This window comes from Nocardia sp. CDC159, assembly GCF_023740735.1.
Lineage (GTDB): Bacteria > Actinomycetota > Actinomycetes > Mycobacteriales > Mycobacteriaceae > Nocardia > Nocardia pulmonis.
Window position 1 is genome coordinate 14,603 of record NZ_JAMRXH010000013.1, and the last position, 16,244, is coordinate 30,846.

The window sequence follows — 16,244 nt, forward strand, 5'->3', positions numbered from 1 at the left end:
GGCCGGTATCCCGCTGCGCCACCATCCCGATCCGAATTCGGAATCGCCGCCCCGGCCGCGCCCCCGATCGCGCGGCTATCGCAGCACGTAGGGCGAGATGGAGCTGCGGTGCTCACTGATGTCCAGCGACTTGCCCAGCGGCGGGAACGCGCGCTGCGGGCAGTTGGTGCGCTCGCACACCCGGCAGCCCGCGCCGATCGGGGTGGCCTTGGGGTCGTTGAGGTCGAGACCGTCGGCGTAGACGACCCGATTGGCATGGCGCAGTTCGCATCCCAGGCCGATGGCGAAGGTCTTGCTCGGTTCGCCGTAGCGGGTGGCGCGGCGCTCGACCGTGCGCGCGATCCACAGATATTTGCGGCCGTCGGGCATCTGGGCGATCTGGGTCATGATTCGGCCGGGATAGGCGAAGGTCTCGTAGACATTCCACAGCGGGCAGGTGCCGCCCGCGGAGGAGAAGTGAAATCCGGTGGCGGACTGGCGCTTCGACATATTTCCGGCGCGGTCGACGCGCACGAACGAGAACGGCACCCCGCGCAGCTTCGGGCGCTGCAGCGTCGAAAGCCGGTGGCAGATGGTCTCGTAACTCTGGGTGAAGAACGCCGAAAGCCGCTCTATGTCGTAGCGGAAGTCCTCGGCCACCTCGTGGAAATAGGAATACGGCAGCACCGTGGCGGCGGCGAAGTAGTTGGCCAGGCCCAGCCGCGCCAGCTTGCGGGTGTCCTCGGAGGCGAAATTGCCCTCCTCGACCAGCTTGTCGATCAGCTCCCCGCATTCCAGATAGGCCAGCTCGGCGGCGAGTTTGAACACCCGTTGCCCGCCGGACAGATAGGGCGCGATCTCGAGCCGCCGCTCGGCCGCGTCGAAGCGGTGCAGCACGCCCTCGCCCAGATCGATGCGCTCGACGATCTGCACGCCGTGGGCGGTGGTGAGCCGGCGGGCGATCTCGCGCTTGAGATCGCCGCCGTGGAAGCGCATGCGGGTCGCCAATTCCTCCGCCGCGGTATCCAATTCGTGGATGTAGTTCTGCCGCTGATAGAAGAAGTCGCGGACCTCCTCGTGCGGGCGTGAGATGGCGCCGGAGCCGCTGCCGTCGGAGAAGCGGTCCTCGGTGGCCGCGGCCAGCTGGGCGGTGGTATTGCGGTAGCGGCGATGCATATTGACCATCGCCCGGGCCAGACTCGGATGTGCGGACACCATATCCGCGATCTCCTGGGCGTCGGCCTCGATGCCCAGCTCCTGATCCATCACGACCTCCTGCAGCTCGGCGATGAGCCGGGTGTCGTCCTGGGAGGAGAAGAAGCTGGCGTCGACGCCGAAGATCTCGCTGATGCGCAGCAGCACCGGCACGGTCAGCGGGCGCACATCGTGCTCGATCTGATTGAGGTAACTCGCCGAGATCTCCAGCTTCTTGGCGAGCGAGACCTGGCTCAGCCCTCGTTCGGTGCGCAGCTGGCGAAGCCGCGCCCCGACGTAAGTCTTGGCCATATGTCCAGTTTATGGGCGCTTTCGCAGGTTTGCCAATGCGGGAATTAGCAATCCGCTGCGCGATATGTCACACCCCGGCGCTACCGTCGAAACCGTGCTGCTCACCCGAGTCGTCGAGGCGTCGCAGGCCGTGCGGGCGACCTCCTCGCGCAAGACCAAGATCGCCACGCTGGCCGAACTGCTGGCGCAGGCGGGTCCCGGCGAGCTCGCGCAGGTGGTTGCGTGGATCTCCGGCGAGCTGCTGCAGGGGCGGATCGGCACCGGATGGCGCACGCTGACGGCCATCGCGGTCGATCCGGCCGCGCGGCCGCGCCTGACCGTGGCCGAGGTCGACGCCACCTTCACCGACCTGGCCGCGACGGCGGGGTCCGGTTCGGCCGCCCGTCGCCGCGAATTGCTGGTCGCCCTGCTGGGCGCGGCCACCGCGGCCGAACGCGACTTTCTGATCCGCCTGCTCACCGGCGAGCTCCGCCAGGGTGCGCTGACCGCGATCGTCGCCGAGGCCGTCGCGCGCGCGGCGGAGGTGCCGGTGGATCTGGTCCGCCGCGCCTACATGCTGTCCGGTCAGCTGCCGGTGACCGCCGCCGCGGCGTTGACCGGCGGCGCGGCGGCGTTGGCGGAATTCCGGCTCGAGGTGGGCAGGCCGATCCAACCCATGCTGGCCTCGCCCGGGGCCGCCCTCGACGAGGCGCTGAAGGAGTTCGCGGGCGAGGTGAGCGTGGAGCACAAGCTGGACGGTGCGCGAATTCAGGTGCACCGCAAGGGCTCCCGGGTGTGGGTGTTCACCCGGACGCTGCGCGACATCACCTCCGGCGTACCGGAGCTGGTGCAGCTGGTCGGCGAACTGCCCTGTGAAAGCGTGGTTCTCGACGGCGAGACGCTGGCGCTCAACGACTCCGGCCGCCCGCGCCCGTTCCAGGAGACGATGAGCCGCTTCGCCACCGATCCCACCCTCGATCCGGCCCTGCGCCTGCCGCAGGCGGCCTCCACCCGGGATCTGCTGCTGCATCCGTACTTCTTCGATTGCCTGCACCTGGACGGAGCCGACCTGCTCGACGCCCCGCTGAGCGAGCGCCGCGCCGCGCTGACCAAGGTCGCGGGCGAACACAGCATTCCGGCGCTCATCCGCCCCGACGCCGAGACCGCGGCCGAATACTTCGACGGCGCCCTGGCGGCCGGACACGAGGGCGTGATGATCAAATCACTGTCCGCGCCCTACGCCGCGGGCCGACGCGGCCGGGCCTGGCAGAAGATCAAACCGGCGCACACCCTCGACCTCGTCGTTCTCGGCGCGGAATGGGGCTACGGCCGCCGCACCGGCTACCTGTCGAATCTGCACCTGGGCGCGCGCGACCCCAACGGCGGCGATCCGATCATGGTCGGCAAGACCTTCAAGGGTCTCACCGACGCCCTGCTGCGGTGGCAGACCGCCGAATTCCCCCGCCACGAGCGCACCCGCGACGAATACACCGTCTACCTCTATCCGGAGCTGGTCGTCGAAATCGCCCTCGACGGCGTCCAGATCAGTCCCCGCTATCCGGGCGGGGTGGCCCTGCGCTTCGCCCGCGTGCTGCGCTACCGCCCGGACAAGGAACCCGCCGACGCCGACACCATCGAGACGGTCCGCGCGCTGCTGCCACCCGGGCAGGCCGCCTCCCCGGACGCCACGCCGATTCGAAAAACCTGAACAGACCATCGGGTATGAGACGCTGTGATCACCTCTGACCTGTGCGAATGCACCGATTCCCGGGAGTGATCAGGACGTGGCGGCTAGGTGGCGGGCGGTCGCCCGGCTGTGGGTGGTGACCGTGCTGGCGGCGGTGTCGGTGGGTGCGCCGGTGTTCGTGGGCGCCGAGGAGTCGATCGCCGAATTCGTCGATCCGCCGCACGAACTCGCCGCGGTGCTGCCGACGCCGCTGCCCGATCCGTTCTACGTGCCGCCCGCGGACTTCGAAAGCCGTTCGCCCGCAACGCTGCTGCGGGCGCGCTCGGTGCCGTCCTGGTTCACCACCCCGGTGCGGGCGATCCAGCTGCTGGTGCGCTCCACCGACAGCAAGGGCAAACCGGTGCCGGTGGTGGCCACGCTGATGCTGCCGAAGGCGCCGTGGACCGGCGCCGGGCCGCGGCCGCTGGTCTCCTACAACATCCCGATCTCCTCACTCGGCCACTGGTGTGCGCCCTCGTACACGCTCGAACGCGGCTTCTCCGCCGACCAGCTGTCGATTCAGCTACTACTGGACCGCAATTACGCCGTGATCGTGCCCGACCATCAGGGTCCACGGCAGGCATACGCGGCCGGGCTGATGGGTGGGCACGCGGTGCTCGACGCCGCCCGCGCGGCGGTGCGTCTCGGTATGCCCGAGCTGGAACCGAAGGCGCCGGTAGTGATCAGCGGCTACTCGGGCGGAGCGATCGCCACGGGTTGGGCCGCCCAACTGGCCCCGGAATACGCGCCCGAGCTGAATCTGGTCGGTGCGCTGGTCGGCGGCACCCCGGCCGATTACGACCTGCTGGTGAAGATCATGAACGGCCGCCAGGTGGGCTCGGGCGTCCTGCTCGGCGCCACACTGGGTTTGGCGCGCGAGTATCCGGAGCTGCTGGGCCTGCTCAACGACAACGGCTGGCGGCTGGCGCATCTGTTCCGGGACGTCTGCTCGGGTCAGCTGGCCGCCCTGGGTACGGTGCCGGTGCGGCTCGAGCAGCTTACCGACGTGCCCGATCCGACCGAACTGCCGATGGTGCGAAAAATCGTGGCGGACAACCGGCTCGGCGCGATCGCGCCCAAGGTTCCGACCATGGTCTACCACGGCAAGGACGAGTTCTGGGTCCCGTACGAGGGTGTGCGGAACCTCTATCACAGCTGGTGTGGCAAGGGTGCGCAGGTGCGTCTGGCGCCCTATCCGGGCGAGCACTTCGTGGTCGGGGCGATGGCGGTGCCCGCGGTGTCGAACTGGGTGACCGAACTGCTCGAGGGTGAGCTCGTACCGCCCGGGTGCACGGTGGCCGTGCCCTGAGCCGCTGCGCCGGCCGTCGAAATTCAGCTACTTCTCAGCTTGATCCTGGCCACAGTTCAGCCAACGGGCGCACACTGTAATACGAGGACGCGGAACCACTTTCCCGCTACCGGCGGCGCAACCCCCTGCGCGTCGCCGGTAGCACCATGTCAGTGTTCGTATTCGTGATGGCCATTGAGCCGCGGCAGCCGGGTCCGACCCGCGCTCACCTCGGTCGCCAGATCCGCATACGCGGTCGCCAATTCCGACAGTCGGCGCCAGGCATCGTCGGCCAGCCACTGGGGCGTGCTGGTCAGGGCGAGGTAGGCCAGGGCCGAGAACTGGGCCAATCGGTCGATGACGGTGCCGATGGTCTCGGTGTGCAGGCGCGCGCCGCCGGGCGCGGACGGTAACTCCGTATCGACCCACCGATCGATATCGTGCACCAACTGTGCCCGCTGCCGGTCGATATCGGCGGTCACGGTCACGGTGAGCCGGTGCTCGTGCAGCTCGGCCAGGCGGCAGGCGCAGCGCAGCACGAAGTGCTCGCCGGGTTCCAGTCCCCGGCACGCCTGCAGCAGAAGGTCTTTCGGTGGGAGCGATGCCACGGCGCCATATTGCACGGCCAATGTTTCTGATCGGCAACGGCTCGGCGAGCTCAGCCCACGCCCGCATCCCCGACCTGGCTCAGCCCCTCGTACCCGGTGCGGATCTGCACATCGCGCAACAGCACTCGCAGCAATTCGGCGAGCCGCTGCCGCTGCTCGGCGTCGAGCGAATCCAGCAGTTCCAGCTCGCGATCGAGCACCAGGTCGACCGTGCGCTCGACCAATGCGTGTCCGGCGGGGGTCAATTCGACCCATACCGTGCGTCCGCCCGGCTCGCGGCGGCGCGCGACCAGGCCGTCGCGTTCGGCGCGGGTCACGCGCTGCGAGATCGCGCCGGGGGTGACCAGGGTGCGCTCGGCGAGTTCGCGGGTGCTCAGCGTGTAGGGCGGTGAACTGCGCCGTAGCACGCTCAGCAGATCGAGCGTGGCGGTGTCGACCCCGGCGGCGGCCAGTACCCGGCGGCGGTCCTCGCCGAAGATCTTCGCCAGCTGCCACAGCCGGGTCACGATGCCGATCGATTCGGTGGACGTGCCGGGTCGTTCCCGGTTCCAGGCCGCGGCGATCCGATCGGCGGCATCGCGATGGTCATCGTTCACGCCTTGCAGTTTAGACCTAAACGACTACAGTGGGGAACGTACGTTTAGATCTAAACAAACCGGGAGGGATCTCCGATGACCCGAAACATCCTGGTGACCGGCGGGGGAACCGGTATCGGCTACGCCATCGCCGAGCGCTTCATCGCCGACGGCGACACCGTCTACCTCACCGGCCGCCGCCCCGCGGTGCTGGACAAGGCGGCCGCGGCCCTGGGCGATCGGGCGCACGCGCTGCCGTGCGACCACACCGATCCCGACCAGCTGACCGCACTCGCCTCCCGGCTGCCCGACCGCCTCGATGTGCTGGTCAACAATGCCGGTGGCAATACCGGATTCGACCTACCCGAGCGTGCGGGCCTGGCCGCGCTGGCCGAAGCCTGGTGGTCCAACCTGAACGCCAACCTGCTCAGCGCGGTCCTCACCACCCACGCCCTCGCCGACCGCCTGACCGAGGGCGCCAGTGTCATCCATATCGGCTCCATCGCCGCCGACCAGGGCTCCGGCTCCTACGGCGCCGCCAAGGCCGCGCTCTCCTCCTGGAACATCGACCTCGCCCGCACCCTCGGCCCCCGCGACATCACCACCAACATCGTCTCCCCCGGCTACATCGCCGACACCGAATTCTTCCGCGACAAACTCACCCCCGACCGCCGAAACACCCTGATAGCCAACACCTTCACCCACCGCCCCGGCGCCCCCGCCGACATCGCCGAAACCGTCCACTTCCTCACCACCCCCGGCGCCCACCACATCACCGCCCAAACCATCAACGTCAACGGCGGCGCCCACCCGACGCGCTGACCGGCCCAATCGCCCGCGGTCCGGGGCGGATCGCTCAGACGAGATCGACTCGCACCCCGGCCTCGCGAATGGCCGTGATCGCCTCCGGATTCGCGGCGGTATCCATGACGAGGACATCGATGTCCTCGATCGGGCAGATACGGGCCAGGGCGGTCTTTTCCAGTTTGTCGGCGGTGGCGACCGCGATGACTCGCTCGGCGCGGCGGACCATTTCGGCGTTGATGCCGGATTCGTCCAGGTGGCGGCCCTGGGCGCCGCCCTCGGCGGTGATGGCGTTGACACCGAGAATCAGGGTGTCCAGGCGTAATTCGGCCATGGCGCGCTCGGCCAGTGGGCCGTGCAGTTCGTAGGATTCGCGGCGGGCCTGGCCGCCGATGCAGATCGTGCGCAGGTGGGGGCGCAGCACCATCTCACCGGCGATGTTGAGCGCGTTGGTGACGATGGTCAGCTCGGCGGTGGCCAGATCGGGGCGCCCGGCCAGGGCTCGGGCCACGGCCGTGGTGGTGGTGCCGCCGTTGAGGCCGACCACCTCGGTCGGCAGCACCAGGCTCGCGGCGTGTTCGGCCACCCGCTGCTTGGCCTCGTCGCCGCCGCGGTAGCGGGCGGGCAGCTCGTAGGCGACCGAGGTGGCCACGATGCCGCCGTGGGTGCGGGTGGCCAGCTGCTGGTCGGCGAGCGCGGTGAAGTCGCGGCGAATGGTCGCGGGGGAGACGCCCAATCGCTCGGACGCCTCCTCCACCGACAACCGGCCGGTGTCGGCCAGCAACTCCAGCAGCCGATTCCAGCGCTGGGAGCGATCCGTCGCAGCGGTCATTTCACGCTTCCGGCGGTGAGACCGGCGACCAGGCGCTTCTCGATGAGCGCGAACAGAATGACAACGGGCACGATGCCGACCGTAGAGATAGCGAAGACATATTGCCAAGCCGTGTCGTACTGCCCGATGAACTTCGTCAGGGCCACCGACAGCGGCTGATTCTCCGGCGTGGTCAGGATCACCAGGCTCGCGGCGAATTCGTTCCAGCACGAGACGAACGCGAAAATGGTCGCGGTCACGATGCCCGGCCACACCAGCGGCAGGCTCACTCGGGTCAGGATCTGGAACCGGCTCAACCCGTCCAACTGCGCCGCCTCCTCGATCTCCACCGGCACCGAGGCGAAGAAGCTGTGCAGGATCCACACCGCGAACGACAGATTGAATGCCGCGTTCACCAGAATCATCGCCAGCCAGGTGTCGTTGATTCCGAGGGTGAAGAACTCCCGCAGCAGTCCGGTCACCAGCACCACCGGCTGCAGCATCTGCGTGACCAGCACCAGCCCCAGAAACGCCACCTTGCCCGGAAACTGCTTGCGCGCGGTGTAATACGCCGCCGGAATCGCCACCAGCAGCACCACCACCGTGGCGAATACCGAGATCACCAGCGTGCTCACCAGATTGAACGGCAGCGGCGTCTCCGGCGTGTTCCACATGGTGGCGTAGTTGTCCGGCCGCCACTGCTCGGGAATGTAGGTCGGCGGAATGCGCAGGATCTCCGAGCGCGGCTTGAGCGATCCCAACACCATCACGACATAGGGGATCAGGAACAGCGCGGCCAACGCGATGCCGACCAGCGTCAGATCCCACCGCCGCCGCACCTTACGCGGGGTCAACGCCGAATCATTCGGAGCGACAATGGTTTCCGAGGTCACCGCGGCCGCGGCGCGGTCGACCGTGACCGGATTGGATGCTGTCATCGCGCCTCCTCACGGGCCGATCGAGTGAACCGCACGTACACCGCGATGATCACCACGATCAGCGCGAAGTTCAGCACGCTCATGGCCGCCGCCGTGGCGACCTCCTGATTCTGCCGAATCAGCTTGAAGGTCAACGTCGTCGTGGTGTCGGCATCGAAACCCGCGATACTGCCGGTGAGTACCTGCAGAATGGGCAGCGAATTGAACACGTTGATGATGTTGATGATCGTGGCCACCGCGATCGCCGGACGCAGCTGCGGCAGCGTCAGATGTCGGTAGCGCTGCCAGGCGCTCGCGCCGTCGACCCGGCCCGCCTCGCTGATCTCGGCCGGAATCCCTTGCAGTCCGGCCAGAATCGTGTACGTGGTGAACGGCACCGAGACGAACACCGCCACCCCGATCGCCACCAGGAATGCCGGGCCCGCCTGCTTGGTGAAGCCGAAACCCCGGTCCAGCAGGCCGATGTCGACGAGGAACCGGTTGGCGATGCCGACATCGGGATCGAGCATGTAGGCGAAGATCGAGGTGGTCATCACCACCGAGGCCGCCCACGGCACCAGAATCGCCAGCCGCACCGCGGTGCGCCCCGGGAACTCCTTGTTCAAGAACTGGGCCAGCGCCGCGGAGAGCACCAGCGTGATGACCACGACCGCGACCACCCACACCACCGTGTGCAGCAGCACGCTGCCCAATTCGTCGATGGCGAACAGCTTGCGGAAGTTGTCCAGACCGGCCGGGCCGCGATCCTGCCCGTACGGGCTCAGATCGCGGGTGCTGGTCCACAGCATGTACCCGGCCGGGAATGCGACGACCCCGGCGATCAGTACCAGCACCGGGCCGATCCACGGCAGCGCGCGCAGCGCCGCCGTGGATCGGATCAGGGCGCCCCTCAACTCGCCGCCTGCTGAATCTTGCCCAGTACCGCGGCCGGGTCGGCGCCCTGCGCGACGGTCCCCATCTGCTGGCGGATCGCGCCCTGGGCCGCACCCCACTTCGGGTTGTTACTGGGGTAGAACTTGGCCACCGGCAGGGTGGCGGCGAAGGCTTTGGTGACCGGGTCGTCGGCCATGGCCTTGGTGCCGCTGTCGGTGATCGGGATGAAGTGCTCGGCCTTGACGAAGCCGGAGTACACCGGCGCGGAGTAGAAGTAGGTCAGGAACTTCTTGATCGCGGCCTGCTTCTTGCCGTCCTTCTTGAACGCCATCAGGTGGTCGGCGACGCCCAGGGTGACCGGCTCGCCGGACTTGGTGGGGGAGGGCGCGGTCGCGTACTTCAGCCCCGGATTCTTCTGCGCGATCTGACCGATCGTCGGTGGCAGGCCCTCGATCATGCCGATCTTGCCCTGGATGAAGGCGTTGATGACGTCGAGACGGTCGGTCGCACCCGGATTCGGCTGGGTGACACCGGCTTCGGCGATGGCCTTCATCGCCGCCACGCCCTCACGGTTCTGCGGGGTGTCGATGGTGATCTCGGTACCGTTGGACCAGCTGCCGCCCGCACCGAAGGTCCAGATCGAGGTCTCGCCCTGGGCCTCCTCGCTGCCCAGCGGCAGGCCGTAGCCGGAGACGCCGCCGCCGAGCGCCTGGATCTTCTTGGCGACGTCGGTGAGTTCGGCCCAGGTCTTCGGCGGTGCGGTGATGCCCGCGCGGCTGAACAGCTCGGTGTTGTAGAACAGCGTGCGCGTCGAGGCGAACAGCGGCAGCGCCCACTGCGTTCCGCTGATCGAGGCATTCTTGGCGAAACCGGGCTGGATATCGCTGATCACCGACGGCTCGACGATATCGGTCGCCGGGTACAGCATGCCGTCGGTGGCGAAGCTCGAGTAGGCGTCGATGTTGAGGATGTCCGGGGTGGTCGACGGGGACTGCAGCTTGGTGCGCACCACGTCGTTGATCGAATCCCAGGACTCCATCTGCAGATTGACCTTGATGTCGGGGTTCTGCTTCTGGAAGTCGGAAATGATCTTGTCCCACTCCGACTTGGTGCCGTCGCTGTAGATCGGTGCGAGGAAGGACAGGGAGTTCGGGTCCGAGTCATCGGACTTGCTGCCGCCGAACCCGCAGGACGACACCGCCAACACCAGGCCGGTGAGCAGCGCGAACGACGAAACTGCGCCGCGGAGTGGACGTTTCACGAGCTAGACCTTTCAATGAACAATCCGTGTGGTCAGAATCTAACCCCTACAGTGATCGAATGTGACCGTTTTCGTTGTTAAGTTGACATGAACGATCAATTGGGTTGATCCTGAATTCGTGCCGACCTCTGCCGAGCGAATCCCCGAAACTCATCTGGCCGCCGAGGTGGCCACCCAGCCCGATGACTGGACGCGTGCCGCGTCGATCGCCGCCGAGCACTCCGCGCTGCTGCCGCAGCCGGGTGAGCGGGTGGCCGTCATCGGTTGTGGCACCTCGCTTTTCATGTCCCGCGCCATCGCCGCGCTACGCGAGTCGGCCGGTCAGGGTCTGACCGATGCCTGGCCCGCCAGCGATGTGCGCACCCGCCGCGAGTACGACCGGTTCCTGGTGATCTGCCGTTCCGGCACCACCACCGAGGTGGTCGACGCGATGCGCGCCATCCCGAGCGGGGTGCCGCGCACGGTGATCTGCTCCAGCCCGGGCACGCCGGTGCTCGAGCTGGGCGATCCGATCCTGATCGACGAGGTCGACGAGCAGTCGGTGGTGCAGACCCGCTTCGCCACCACGACGCTGGCGATCCTGCGCTGGCATCTGGGTGAGGATCTGGGCCCGGTGGTCGAGCAGGCCCGCGCGGTGCTGGCCGAGGATCTCGAAACCTCCCTCGCCGCAGTGCGTTACGCGGAGCAGATCAGCTTCGTGGGCCTGGGCTTCGCGGCCGCGCTCGCCGAGGAGGCCGGGCTGAAGCTGCGCGAATCCTGCCAGTCCTGGGCCGAGAGCTATCTGGCCACCGAATACCGGCACGGTCCGATCAGCATCGCCGCGCCGGGGCGTGCGGTGTGGGCGTTCGGTGAGGTGGACCCCAGCCTGGCCGTCGACGTCAAGGCCACCGGCGCGCACTTCGAGCAGCGTGCCATCGATCCGATGGCCGATCTGGTGCGCCTGCACCGGTTGTGCGTACTGCGCGCGGCGGATCTGGGCCTGGACCCCGACCACCCGCGCAGCCTGAACCGGTCGGTGATCCTCGGGTGACGGGCGCGCCATGACCACCGTCGGGCCCGAGGATCTGGTGCTCGCTGTCGACGTCGGCGGCACCACGATCAAGGCCGAGATCACCGATGCCGCGGGGACGGTGCACAGCGCCGGTACCGTCGCCACGCCACACGGCGAGGCGGCCTTCGACGCCATGGCCGACCTCGGCGCCAAACTGCTGGCCGAACTGCCCGCGCCGCACCGCGATCGGGTGGCGCGGGCGGCGGTCGTCCTGCCCGGGATCGTCGACCCGATCCGCGGGCTCGCCGTCTTCAGCAGCAATATCGGCTGGCGGGATGTCAAGGTGGGCAACCGCTTTCGCGATCGCTGGCAGATGCCGGTGCTCCTCGAACACGATGTCGCCGTCGCGGGCTGGGCGGAATGGCGCTACGGCGCCGGGCGCGGTCACGACGATGTCTGCGTGGTCATCCTCGGCACCGGCATCAGCGGAACGCTGTCGGTGAACGGCCGCCTGGTGCGCGGGGCGGTGGGCCAGGCCGGGGAGTACGGCCACATCCCGGTCCGCCACCGCGACGGGCTGCGCTGCCCGTGCGGCAGTATCGGCTGCGTGGAGACCGTGGCCTCCGGGGCCGCCATCGCCCGCGCCTACACCGCCCGTACCGGCCGCGAGATCCCGGGCGCCGAAACGGTATTCGCCGTCTTGGACACCGATCCGGACGCCCGCTTCGTGGTCGACGACGCCGTCGACGCGCTGGCCGAGGGCCTGTTCGGCGTCATCCACGCCAGCTGCCCGTCGCTGATCGTGCTCGGCGGCGGCCTGGCGGGTGCGGGCGCGGTCCTCACCGGCGCACTCCAAAGCCGCTTCGACACACTGCTACGGGTCGCCACGGCTCCGCGAGTCGTGCTGGGCGAGTTCGGCGCTCGCGCCGGACTGGTCGGCGCGGCGCATTACGCACGGGTAGGGGCGCTCGAATGATCACGATCGTCCCACACCCCTCCGTCGGCATCTCGTGCCTTCGTCATCGCGGTGGCGTGGTCTCTCGCTATCCCGGTGGCATGGTCCCTCTTCCTTATCCCGGCGTGCATTCGGCCGCGACCTCCCAGGAGTCCGGCCGAAAGCACGTCGGAATGACGCGGCAAGGCGGGCACGATGAGTGAACTGTGGCTGCGCGGACGGGTGGTCACCGCTTCGGGCGAGATCGACGACGGCGTCGTGACCGTGCGCGGTGAGTACATCGCCGCGGTGGAGACGCTGGCCGATTGGCTTGCCACACATCCGGATACGGAACAGCCGCCGCATCTCGGCACGATCTTGCCCGGCCTGGTCGACATCCACAATCACGGCGGTTTCGGCCATCGCTTCGACACCACCGACCCGGCCGAGGCACGGGCGGCGGCCCGGTATCACCACGAACAGGGCTCCACCACCGTGGTGGCGAGCATCGTCACCGCGCCCCCCGACGAGATGGTGGCACAGGTGCGCGCACTCGCCGAAGTGGCTGCGGCGGGAGGGATTTCGGCCATCCACGTCGAGGGACCCTTCCTGTCGGCAGCGCGCTGCGGCGCGCAGGACCCGAACTACCTGATCGACCCCGACCTCGGATTGATCGAACGCCTGCTGACCGCCGCCGACGGCCACCTGCGCATGATGACCCTCGCGCCCGAGCGGCCGGGATTCGAGGCCGCGGCGAAACTGCTCACCGACAGCGGCGTCGTCGTCGCCCTGGGCCACAGCGACGCCTCCTATGAGACCTTCCGGGATCGGCTGGCCCCCGACGGTTTCGCCACGGTGATCACCCACCTGGCCAACGGCATGCCGCCGCTGCACCACCGCGACCCCGGCCCCGTTGCCGCCGGACTGGTCGCGGCGTCGGAACGGCAAGCCTACGTCGAACTCATCGGCGACGGCGTCCACGTCGAACCCGGTTTCGGCGCACTGGTTTTCGCGACCGCACGCGATCGCGTCGCACTCGTCACCGACGCGATGCAGGCGGCCGGGCTCCCCGACGGCGAATATCGACTCGGCCCGCAGCGAGTACGAGTCGTCGACGGGGTAGCCCGGGTCGCCAGCGGTTCGATCGCCGGCGGCACTGCCACTCTGCTGCGCTGCCTGCGCTGGGTGGTGCGCGAATGCGGAGTGCCGCTGGCCGCGGCCGTCCGGGCCGCGACCGCCACCCCCGCCGCGGCGCTCGGCCTCGCAGACGTGGGCGAGCTGCGGCCGGGCCTGCGCGCCGACGCCGTCGTGGTCGACGCCGAGCTGGGGTTGCGCCGCGTGCTCCGTCGGGGACAGTGGTTGACGTGATCCTCACCGTGACCATGAACCCGGCCTACGACATGACCTACCGGCTCGAGCATTTCGAGCGGGGCAGGGTGCACCGGGTGCTCTCGGTCGAGCAGCGCATCGGGGGCAAGGGCATCAATGTGGCCCGGGTACTCAATCAGCTCGGCCGCTACACGCGCGCCACGGGCTTCGCCGACTACGCCTTCGCCGCGGCCGCCGAACTGGAACTGCCGGTCGATTTCGTGCACGCGCTGCCGTGGGTGCGCCGCACGCTGGTGATCAGTGAATCCGACGACGGCACCGCGACCTCGCTGTGGGAACCCGGCGCGCGCGTGACCGATCCATATGCCGTCGATCAGCTCATGGTCCGAGTCACCGGATTTTTCCCCGAGACCAGCGGCATGGTCGTCTCCGGCTCGCTGCCCGGCGGCGTCGGCCCACAGGTCCCGGCCAAACTCGCTCGCGCCGCGCTGGCCGCGGGTGTGCCGACCATCTGCGATGTGGACGGCCGCGCCCTGGAACTGGCCGCCGAGGTGCCGGGCGTGGTGCTGATGCCCAACGGCGACGAACTGCAGCATCTCACCGGCGAGAGCGCCGAGACCCCCGAACAGGTCGCGGCCGCGGCGCGCCCGCTGCTCGAGCGCGGCGTGCGCGCGATCATCGCCACCCGCGGCGGCGCGGGCATGGTCGCGGTCACCGCCGACGGCGCCTGGTCGGCGGCCCTGCCCGAGCCGATGGCCGGAAACCCCACGGGCGCGGGCGATGCCGCGGCCGCCGCGGTCATCGCCGCCCTGGCCGCCGACCCGAAACCCGATTGGGCGCAGCTGCTCGTGGACGCGGTCGCCACCTCCGCCGCGGCCGTGGTGATTCCGGTCGCGGGCGAGATCGATCGCGCCGTGCGCACCCGGTTGACCCCCGACGTCGTCGTCACCGAGCTGAATACCTAGGAGAGCCACCGGCATGACCCTGCTGCCCGTCCCCGACCTGCTCGCCGCGGCCCGCCCCGGTGGCCTGGCCGCGTTCAACGTGATCGCCCTCGAACACGCCGAGGCCATCGCGGCGGCGGCCGAGGCGGCGAATCGCCCGGCGATCCTGCAGATCTCGCAGAACACCGTCCGATACCACGGCGGGCTGAAACCGCTGGTCCGGGCCTGCCTGGCGATCGCCGAGGACAGTTCCGCCCCGCTGGCCGTCCATCTCGATCACGCCACCGAGCGCCGGTTGATCACCGCGGCGGTCGAACTCGGCATCACCTCGGTCATGTACGACGGTTCCACCCTCGACTACGCCGAAAACGTCGACAGCACGGCCGATATCGCGCGCTGGTGCCACGAGCGCGACGTCTTCGTCGAGGCGGAGCTGGGCGAGGTCGGCGGCAAGGACGGCGCCCACGCTCCCGGGGTGCGCACCGATCCGGACGAGGCGGTGGCCTTCGTCGCGGCCACCGGCGTGGACGCGCTGGCGGTCGCGGTCGGCTCCTCGCACGCCATGCACACCCGCGACGCGCGACTCGACGACGAGCTGATCGCCCGCCTGGCCGCGAAGGTGCCCGTGCCGCTGGTGCTGCACGGTTCCTCCGGCGTGCCCGACGCGGGCCTGCGCTCGGCCATCGACCACGGCATGACGAAGATCAATATCGCGACCCGCCTGAATGTGGTTCTCGCCGAATCGGTTCGGGGCATCCTCGGCGCGGACGACCGGCTGTCGGATCCGCGTAAGTACCTCGGTCCGGGACGCGCGGCGGTACAGGCCGAAGTGGAACGATTCCTGCGACTGCTCGCCTGAGCCTCAGGCGAAGACCACGCTGGCCACGAACTCCTCGGGCTGGGCCCGATCCCCCGGCGCGAGCGGATGGGAGCGGCCGTCGCCGTCCTCCTTCTCGTGCAGCCAGGCTGTGGTGTCGGTGTCGTTGACCACCTCGGCATCGATCCACATCTGCACGTTGTAGGCGATCGTGTCGACGGGGTCGGTGAGTACCCGCCGGTGGCCGTCCGAGTCGATGTAGACGAACGTGCCGATTGCCATACTGGCTCCCTACTTCCGATGGCAGCGGTGTGTCCCCCGCCTCTGCCCTCTCCGGAATTATCCCCGCGTCAGGGGCGCTTTCCGCGCCGATTCCCCGGCTGGTGAACAACTGTGACAGCGCGTTGCCACCGCTGTTATCCGACCGCGCGGTACAGTCCGCACTGATGTCCGACAGCGCATTTCAGACCCAGCGAATGCCCGCGCCGGTACGCGCGGCACAGCTGCTGGCCCTGGCCATGGCGGCACTGGGCATCGCATGCACGGCCTCGGCGGGCTGGCTGCTCGGCTCCCGGCTGGCACTGATCACCGCGCTCGGCTTCGTACCGAGCTGGCTGCTGGGACTGCTGGCCCTGGCCTTCGGCGCGGTGGGCGAATCCATCCGCGTCGGCGCGGTACTGCTGTCCGGCCTGAACATGCTGTGGACCGTCCCCGCCATCACCGCCGGTCACCCGCCCGGCTGGCTGGGCCCCGCCGCCTCGGTGATCGTGATCGTGCTGCTGTTCCGCCCCTCGGCCCGGCGGTGGTTCGAACCCGGCTGGTAACGCACCCGAAATCTGATGCGCCGATTCGCAATATCGGTGCAACCGGTAGCTCCTAGG

At 68.8% G+C, this 16,244-nt stretch carries 17 protein-coding genes; 9 read left to right on the plus strand and 8 right to left on the minus strand.

The features are described from left to right. Positions 1-75: 75 nt before the first annotated feature. Positions 76-1,485: an acetate metabolism transcriptional regulator RamB gene (gene ramB / locus NDR87_RS25350; RefSeq protein WP_251912691.1), complete on the minus strand. Its 1,410-nt coding sequence runs from the start codon at positions 1,483-1,485 to the stop codon at positions 76-78. 94 nt (positions 1,486-1,579) lie between these two features. Between ramB and NDR87_RS25355 the strand changes: the two genes are divergently transcribed. Together NDR87_RS25355 and NDR87_RS25360 are read left to right on the plus strand one after the other, a co-directional pair. After that, positions 1,580-3,172, plus strand: a complete 1,593-nt coding sequence (locus tag NDR87_RS25355) for an ATP-dependent DNA ligase (protein ID WP_251912692.1) — start codon at positions 1,580-1,582, stop codon at positions 3,170-3,172. 76 nt (positions 3,173-3,248) lie between these two features. After that, a complete protein-coding gene (locus NDR87_RS25360; protein ID WP_251912693.1) occupies positions 3,249-4,499 on the plus strand; it encodes a lipase family protein in 1,251 nt (416 codons plus the stop codon). A 149-nt stretch (positions 4,500-4,648) separates the two neighbouring features. Here NDR87_RS25360 and NDR87_RS25365 read toward each other — a convergent pair whose 3' ends face one another. Together NDR87_RS25365 and NDR87_RS25370 are read right to left on the minus strand one after the other, a co-directional pair. Continuing rightward, positions 4,649-5,086, minus strand: a complete 438-nt coding sequence (locus NDR87_RS25365) for a DUF4254 domain-containing protein (protein WP_251912694.1) — start codon at positions 5,084-5,086, stop codon at positions 4,649-4,651. Between the two features lie 50 nt (positions 5,087-5,136). After that, positions 5,137-5,682 (minus strand): MarR family transcriptional regulator, encoded by a 546-nt coding sequence (locus NDR87_RS25370; protein WP_251912695.1) that lies wholly within the window; start codon positions 5,680-5,682, stop codon positions 5,137-5,139. A 75-nt stretch (positions 5,683-5,757) separates the two neighbouring features. On the opposite strand from NDR87_RS25370, the gene NDR87_RS25375 reads away from it, so the two are divergent. Further along, a complete protein-coding gene (locus NDR87_RS25375) occupies positions 5,758-6,483 on the plus strand; it encodes an SDR family NAD(P)-dependent oxidoreductase (RefSeq protein ID WP_251912696.1) in 726 nt (241 codons plus the stop codon). Between the two features lie 34 nt (positions 6,484-6,517). On the opposite strand, the gene NDR87_RS25380 is transcribed toward NDR87_RS25375, so the two are convergent. Genes NDR87_RS25380 through NDR87_RS25395 form a run of 4 tightly spaced genes read right to left on the minus strand, consistent with a single transcriptional unit; the run spans position 6,518 to position 10,348 of the window. After that, on the minus strand, positions 6,518-7,297 hold the full coding sequence (locus tag NDR87_RS25380) for a DeoR/GlpR family DNA-binding transcription regulator (RefSeq protein ID WP_251912697.1): 780 nt from the start codon (positions 7,295-7,297) through the stop codon (positions 6,518-6,520). After that, positions 7,294-8,214: a carbohydrate ABC transporter permease gene (locus NDR87_RS25385; protein WP_251912698.1), complete on the minus strand. Its 921-nt coding sequence runs from the start codon at positions 8,212-8,214 to the stop codon at positions 7,294-7,296. The genes NDR87_RS25380 and NDR87_RS25385 overlap by 4 nt, the downstream gene beginning before the upstream one ends. After that, entirely contained in the window at positions 8,211-9,107 is an 897-nt protein-coding gene (locus NDR87_RS25390) for a carbohydrate ABC transporter permease (protein WP_251912699.1), read from the minus strand. The genes NDR87_RS25385 and NDR87_RS25390 overlap by 4 nt, the downstream gene beginning before the upstream one ends. Then, on the minus strand, positions 9,104-10,348 hold the full coding sequence (locus tag NDR87_RS25395) for an extracellular solute-binding protein (RefSeq protein ID WP_251912700.1): 1,245 nt from the start codon (positions 10,346-10,348) through the stop codon (positions 9,104-9,106). The genes NDR87_RS25390 and NDR87_RS25395 overlap by 4 nt, the downstream gene beginning before the upstream one ends. A 118-nt stretch (positions 10,349-10,466) precedes the next feature. Between NDR87_RS25395 and NDR87_RS25400 the strand changes: the two genes are divergently transcribed. The 5 genes from NDR87_RS25400 to NDR87_RS25420 all read left to right on the plus strand — a co-directional run bounded on the left by NDR87_RS25400 (position 10,467) and on the right by NDR87_RS25420 (position 15,405). Further along, positions 10,467-11,378: a sugar isomerase gene (locus tag NDR87_RS25400; RefSeq protein ID WP_251912701.1), complete on the plus strand. Its 912-nt coding sequence runs from the start codon at positions 10,467-10,469 to the stop codon at positions 11,376-11,378. Positions 11,379-11,388: 10 nt separating this feature from the next. Beyond that, positions 11,389-12,315 (plus strand): ROK family protein, encoded by a 927-nt coding sequence (locus NDR87_RS25405; RefSeq protein ID WP_251912702.1) that lies wholly within the window; start codon positions 11,389-11,391, stop codon positions 12,313-12,315. 174 nt (positions 12,316-12,489) lie between these two features. Next, entirely contained in the window at positions 12,490-13,641 is a 1,152-nt protein-coding gene (locus NDR87_RS25410) for an N-acetylglucosamine-6-phosphate deacetylase (RefSeq protein WP_251912703.1), read from the plus strand. Then, positions 13,638-14,567, plus strand: a complete 930-nt coding sequence (locus tag NDR87_RS25415; RefSeq protein WP_251912704.1) for a hexose kinase — start codon at positions 13,638-13,640, stop codon at positions 14,565-14,567. The genes NDR87_RS25410 and NDR87_RS25415 overlap by 4 nt, the downstream gene beginning before the upstream one ends. Before the next feature lie 13 nt (positions 14,568-14,580). Next, positions 14,581-15,405 carry a class II fructose-bisphosphate aldolase gene (locus tag NDR87_RS25420; RefSeq protein ID WP_251912705.1) on the plus strand — a complete coding sequence of 275 codons (825 nt, stop codon included), beginning with the start codon at positions 14,581-14,583 and terminating at the stop codon, positions 15,403-15,405. A 3-nt stretch (positions 15,406-15,408) separates the two neighbouring features. Here NDR87_RS25420 and NDR87_RS25425 read toward each other — a convergent pair whose 3' ends face one another. Next, a complete protein-coding gene (locus tag NDR87_RS25425) occupies positions 15,409-15,645 on the minus strand; it encodes a hypothetical protein (protein ID WP_251912706.1) in 237 nt (78 codons plus the stop codon). Positions 15,646-15,809: 164 nt separating this feature from the next. Between NDR87_RS25425 and NDR87_RS25430 the strand changes: the two genes are divergently transcribed. Next, the gene (locus NDR87_RS25430; protein ID WP_251912707.1) at positions 15,810-16,187 is read left to right on the plus strand and encodes a hypothetical protein; all 378 of its coding nucleotides are present in this window, start codon (positions 15,810-15,812) and stop codon (positions 16,185-16,187) included. Positions 16,188-16,244 lie beyond the last annotated feature (57 nt).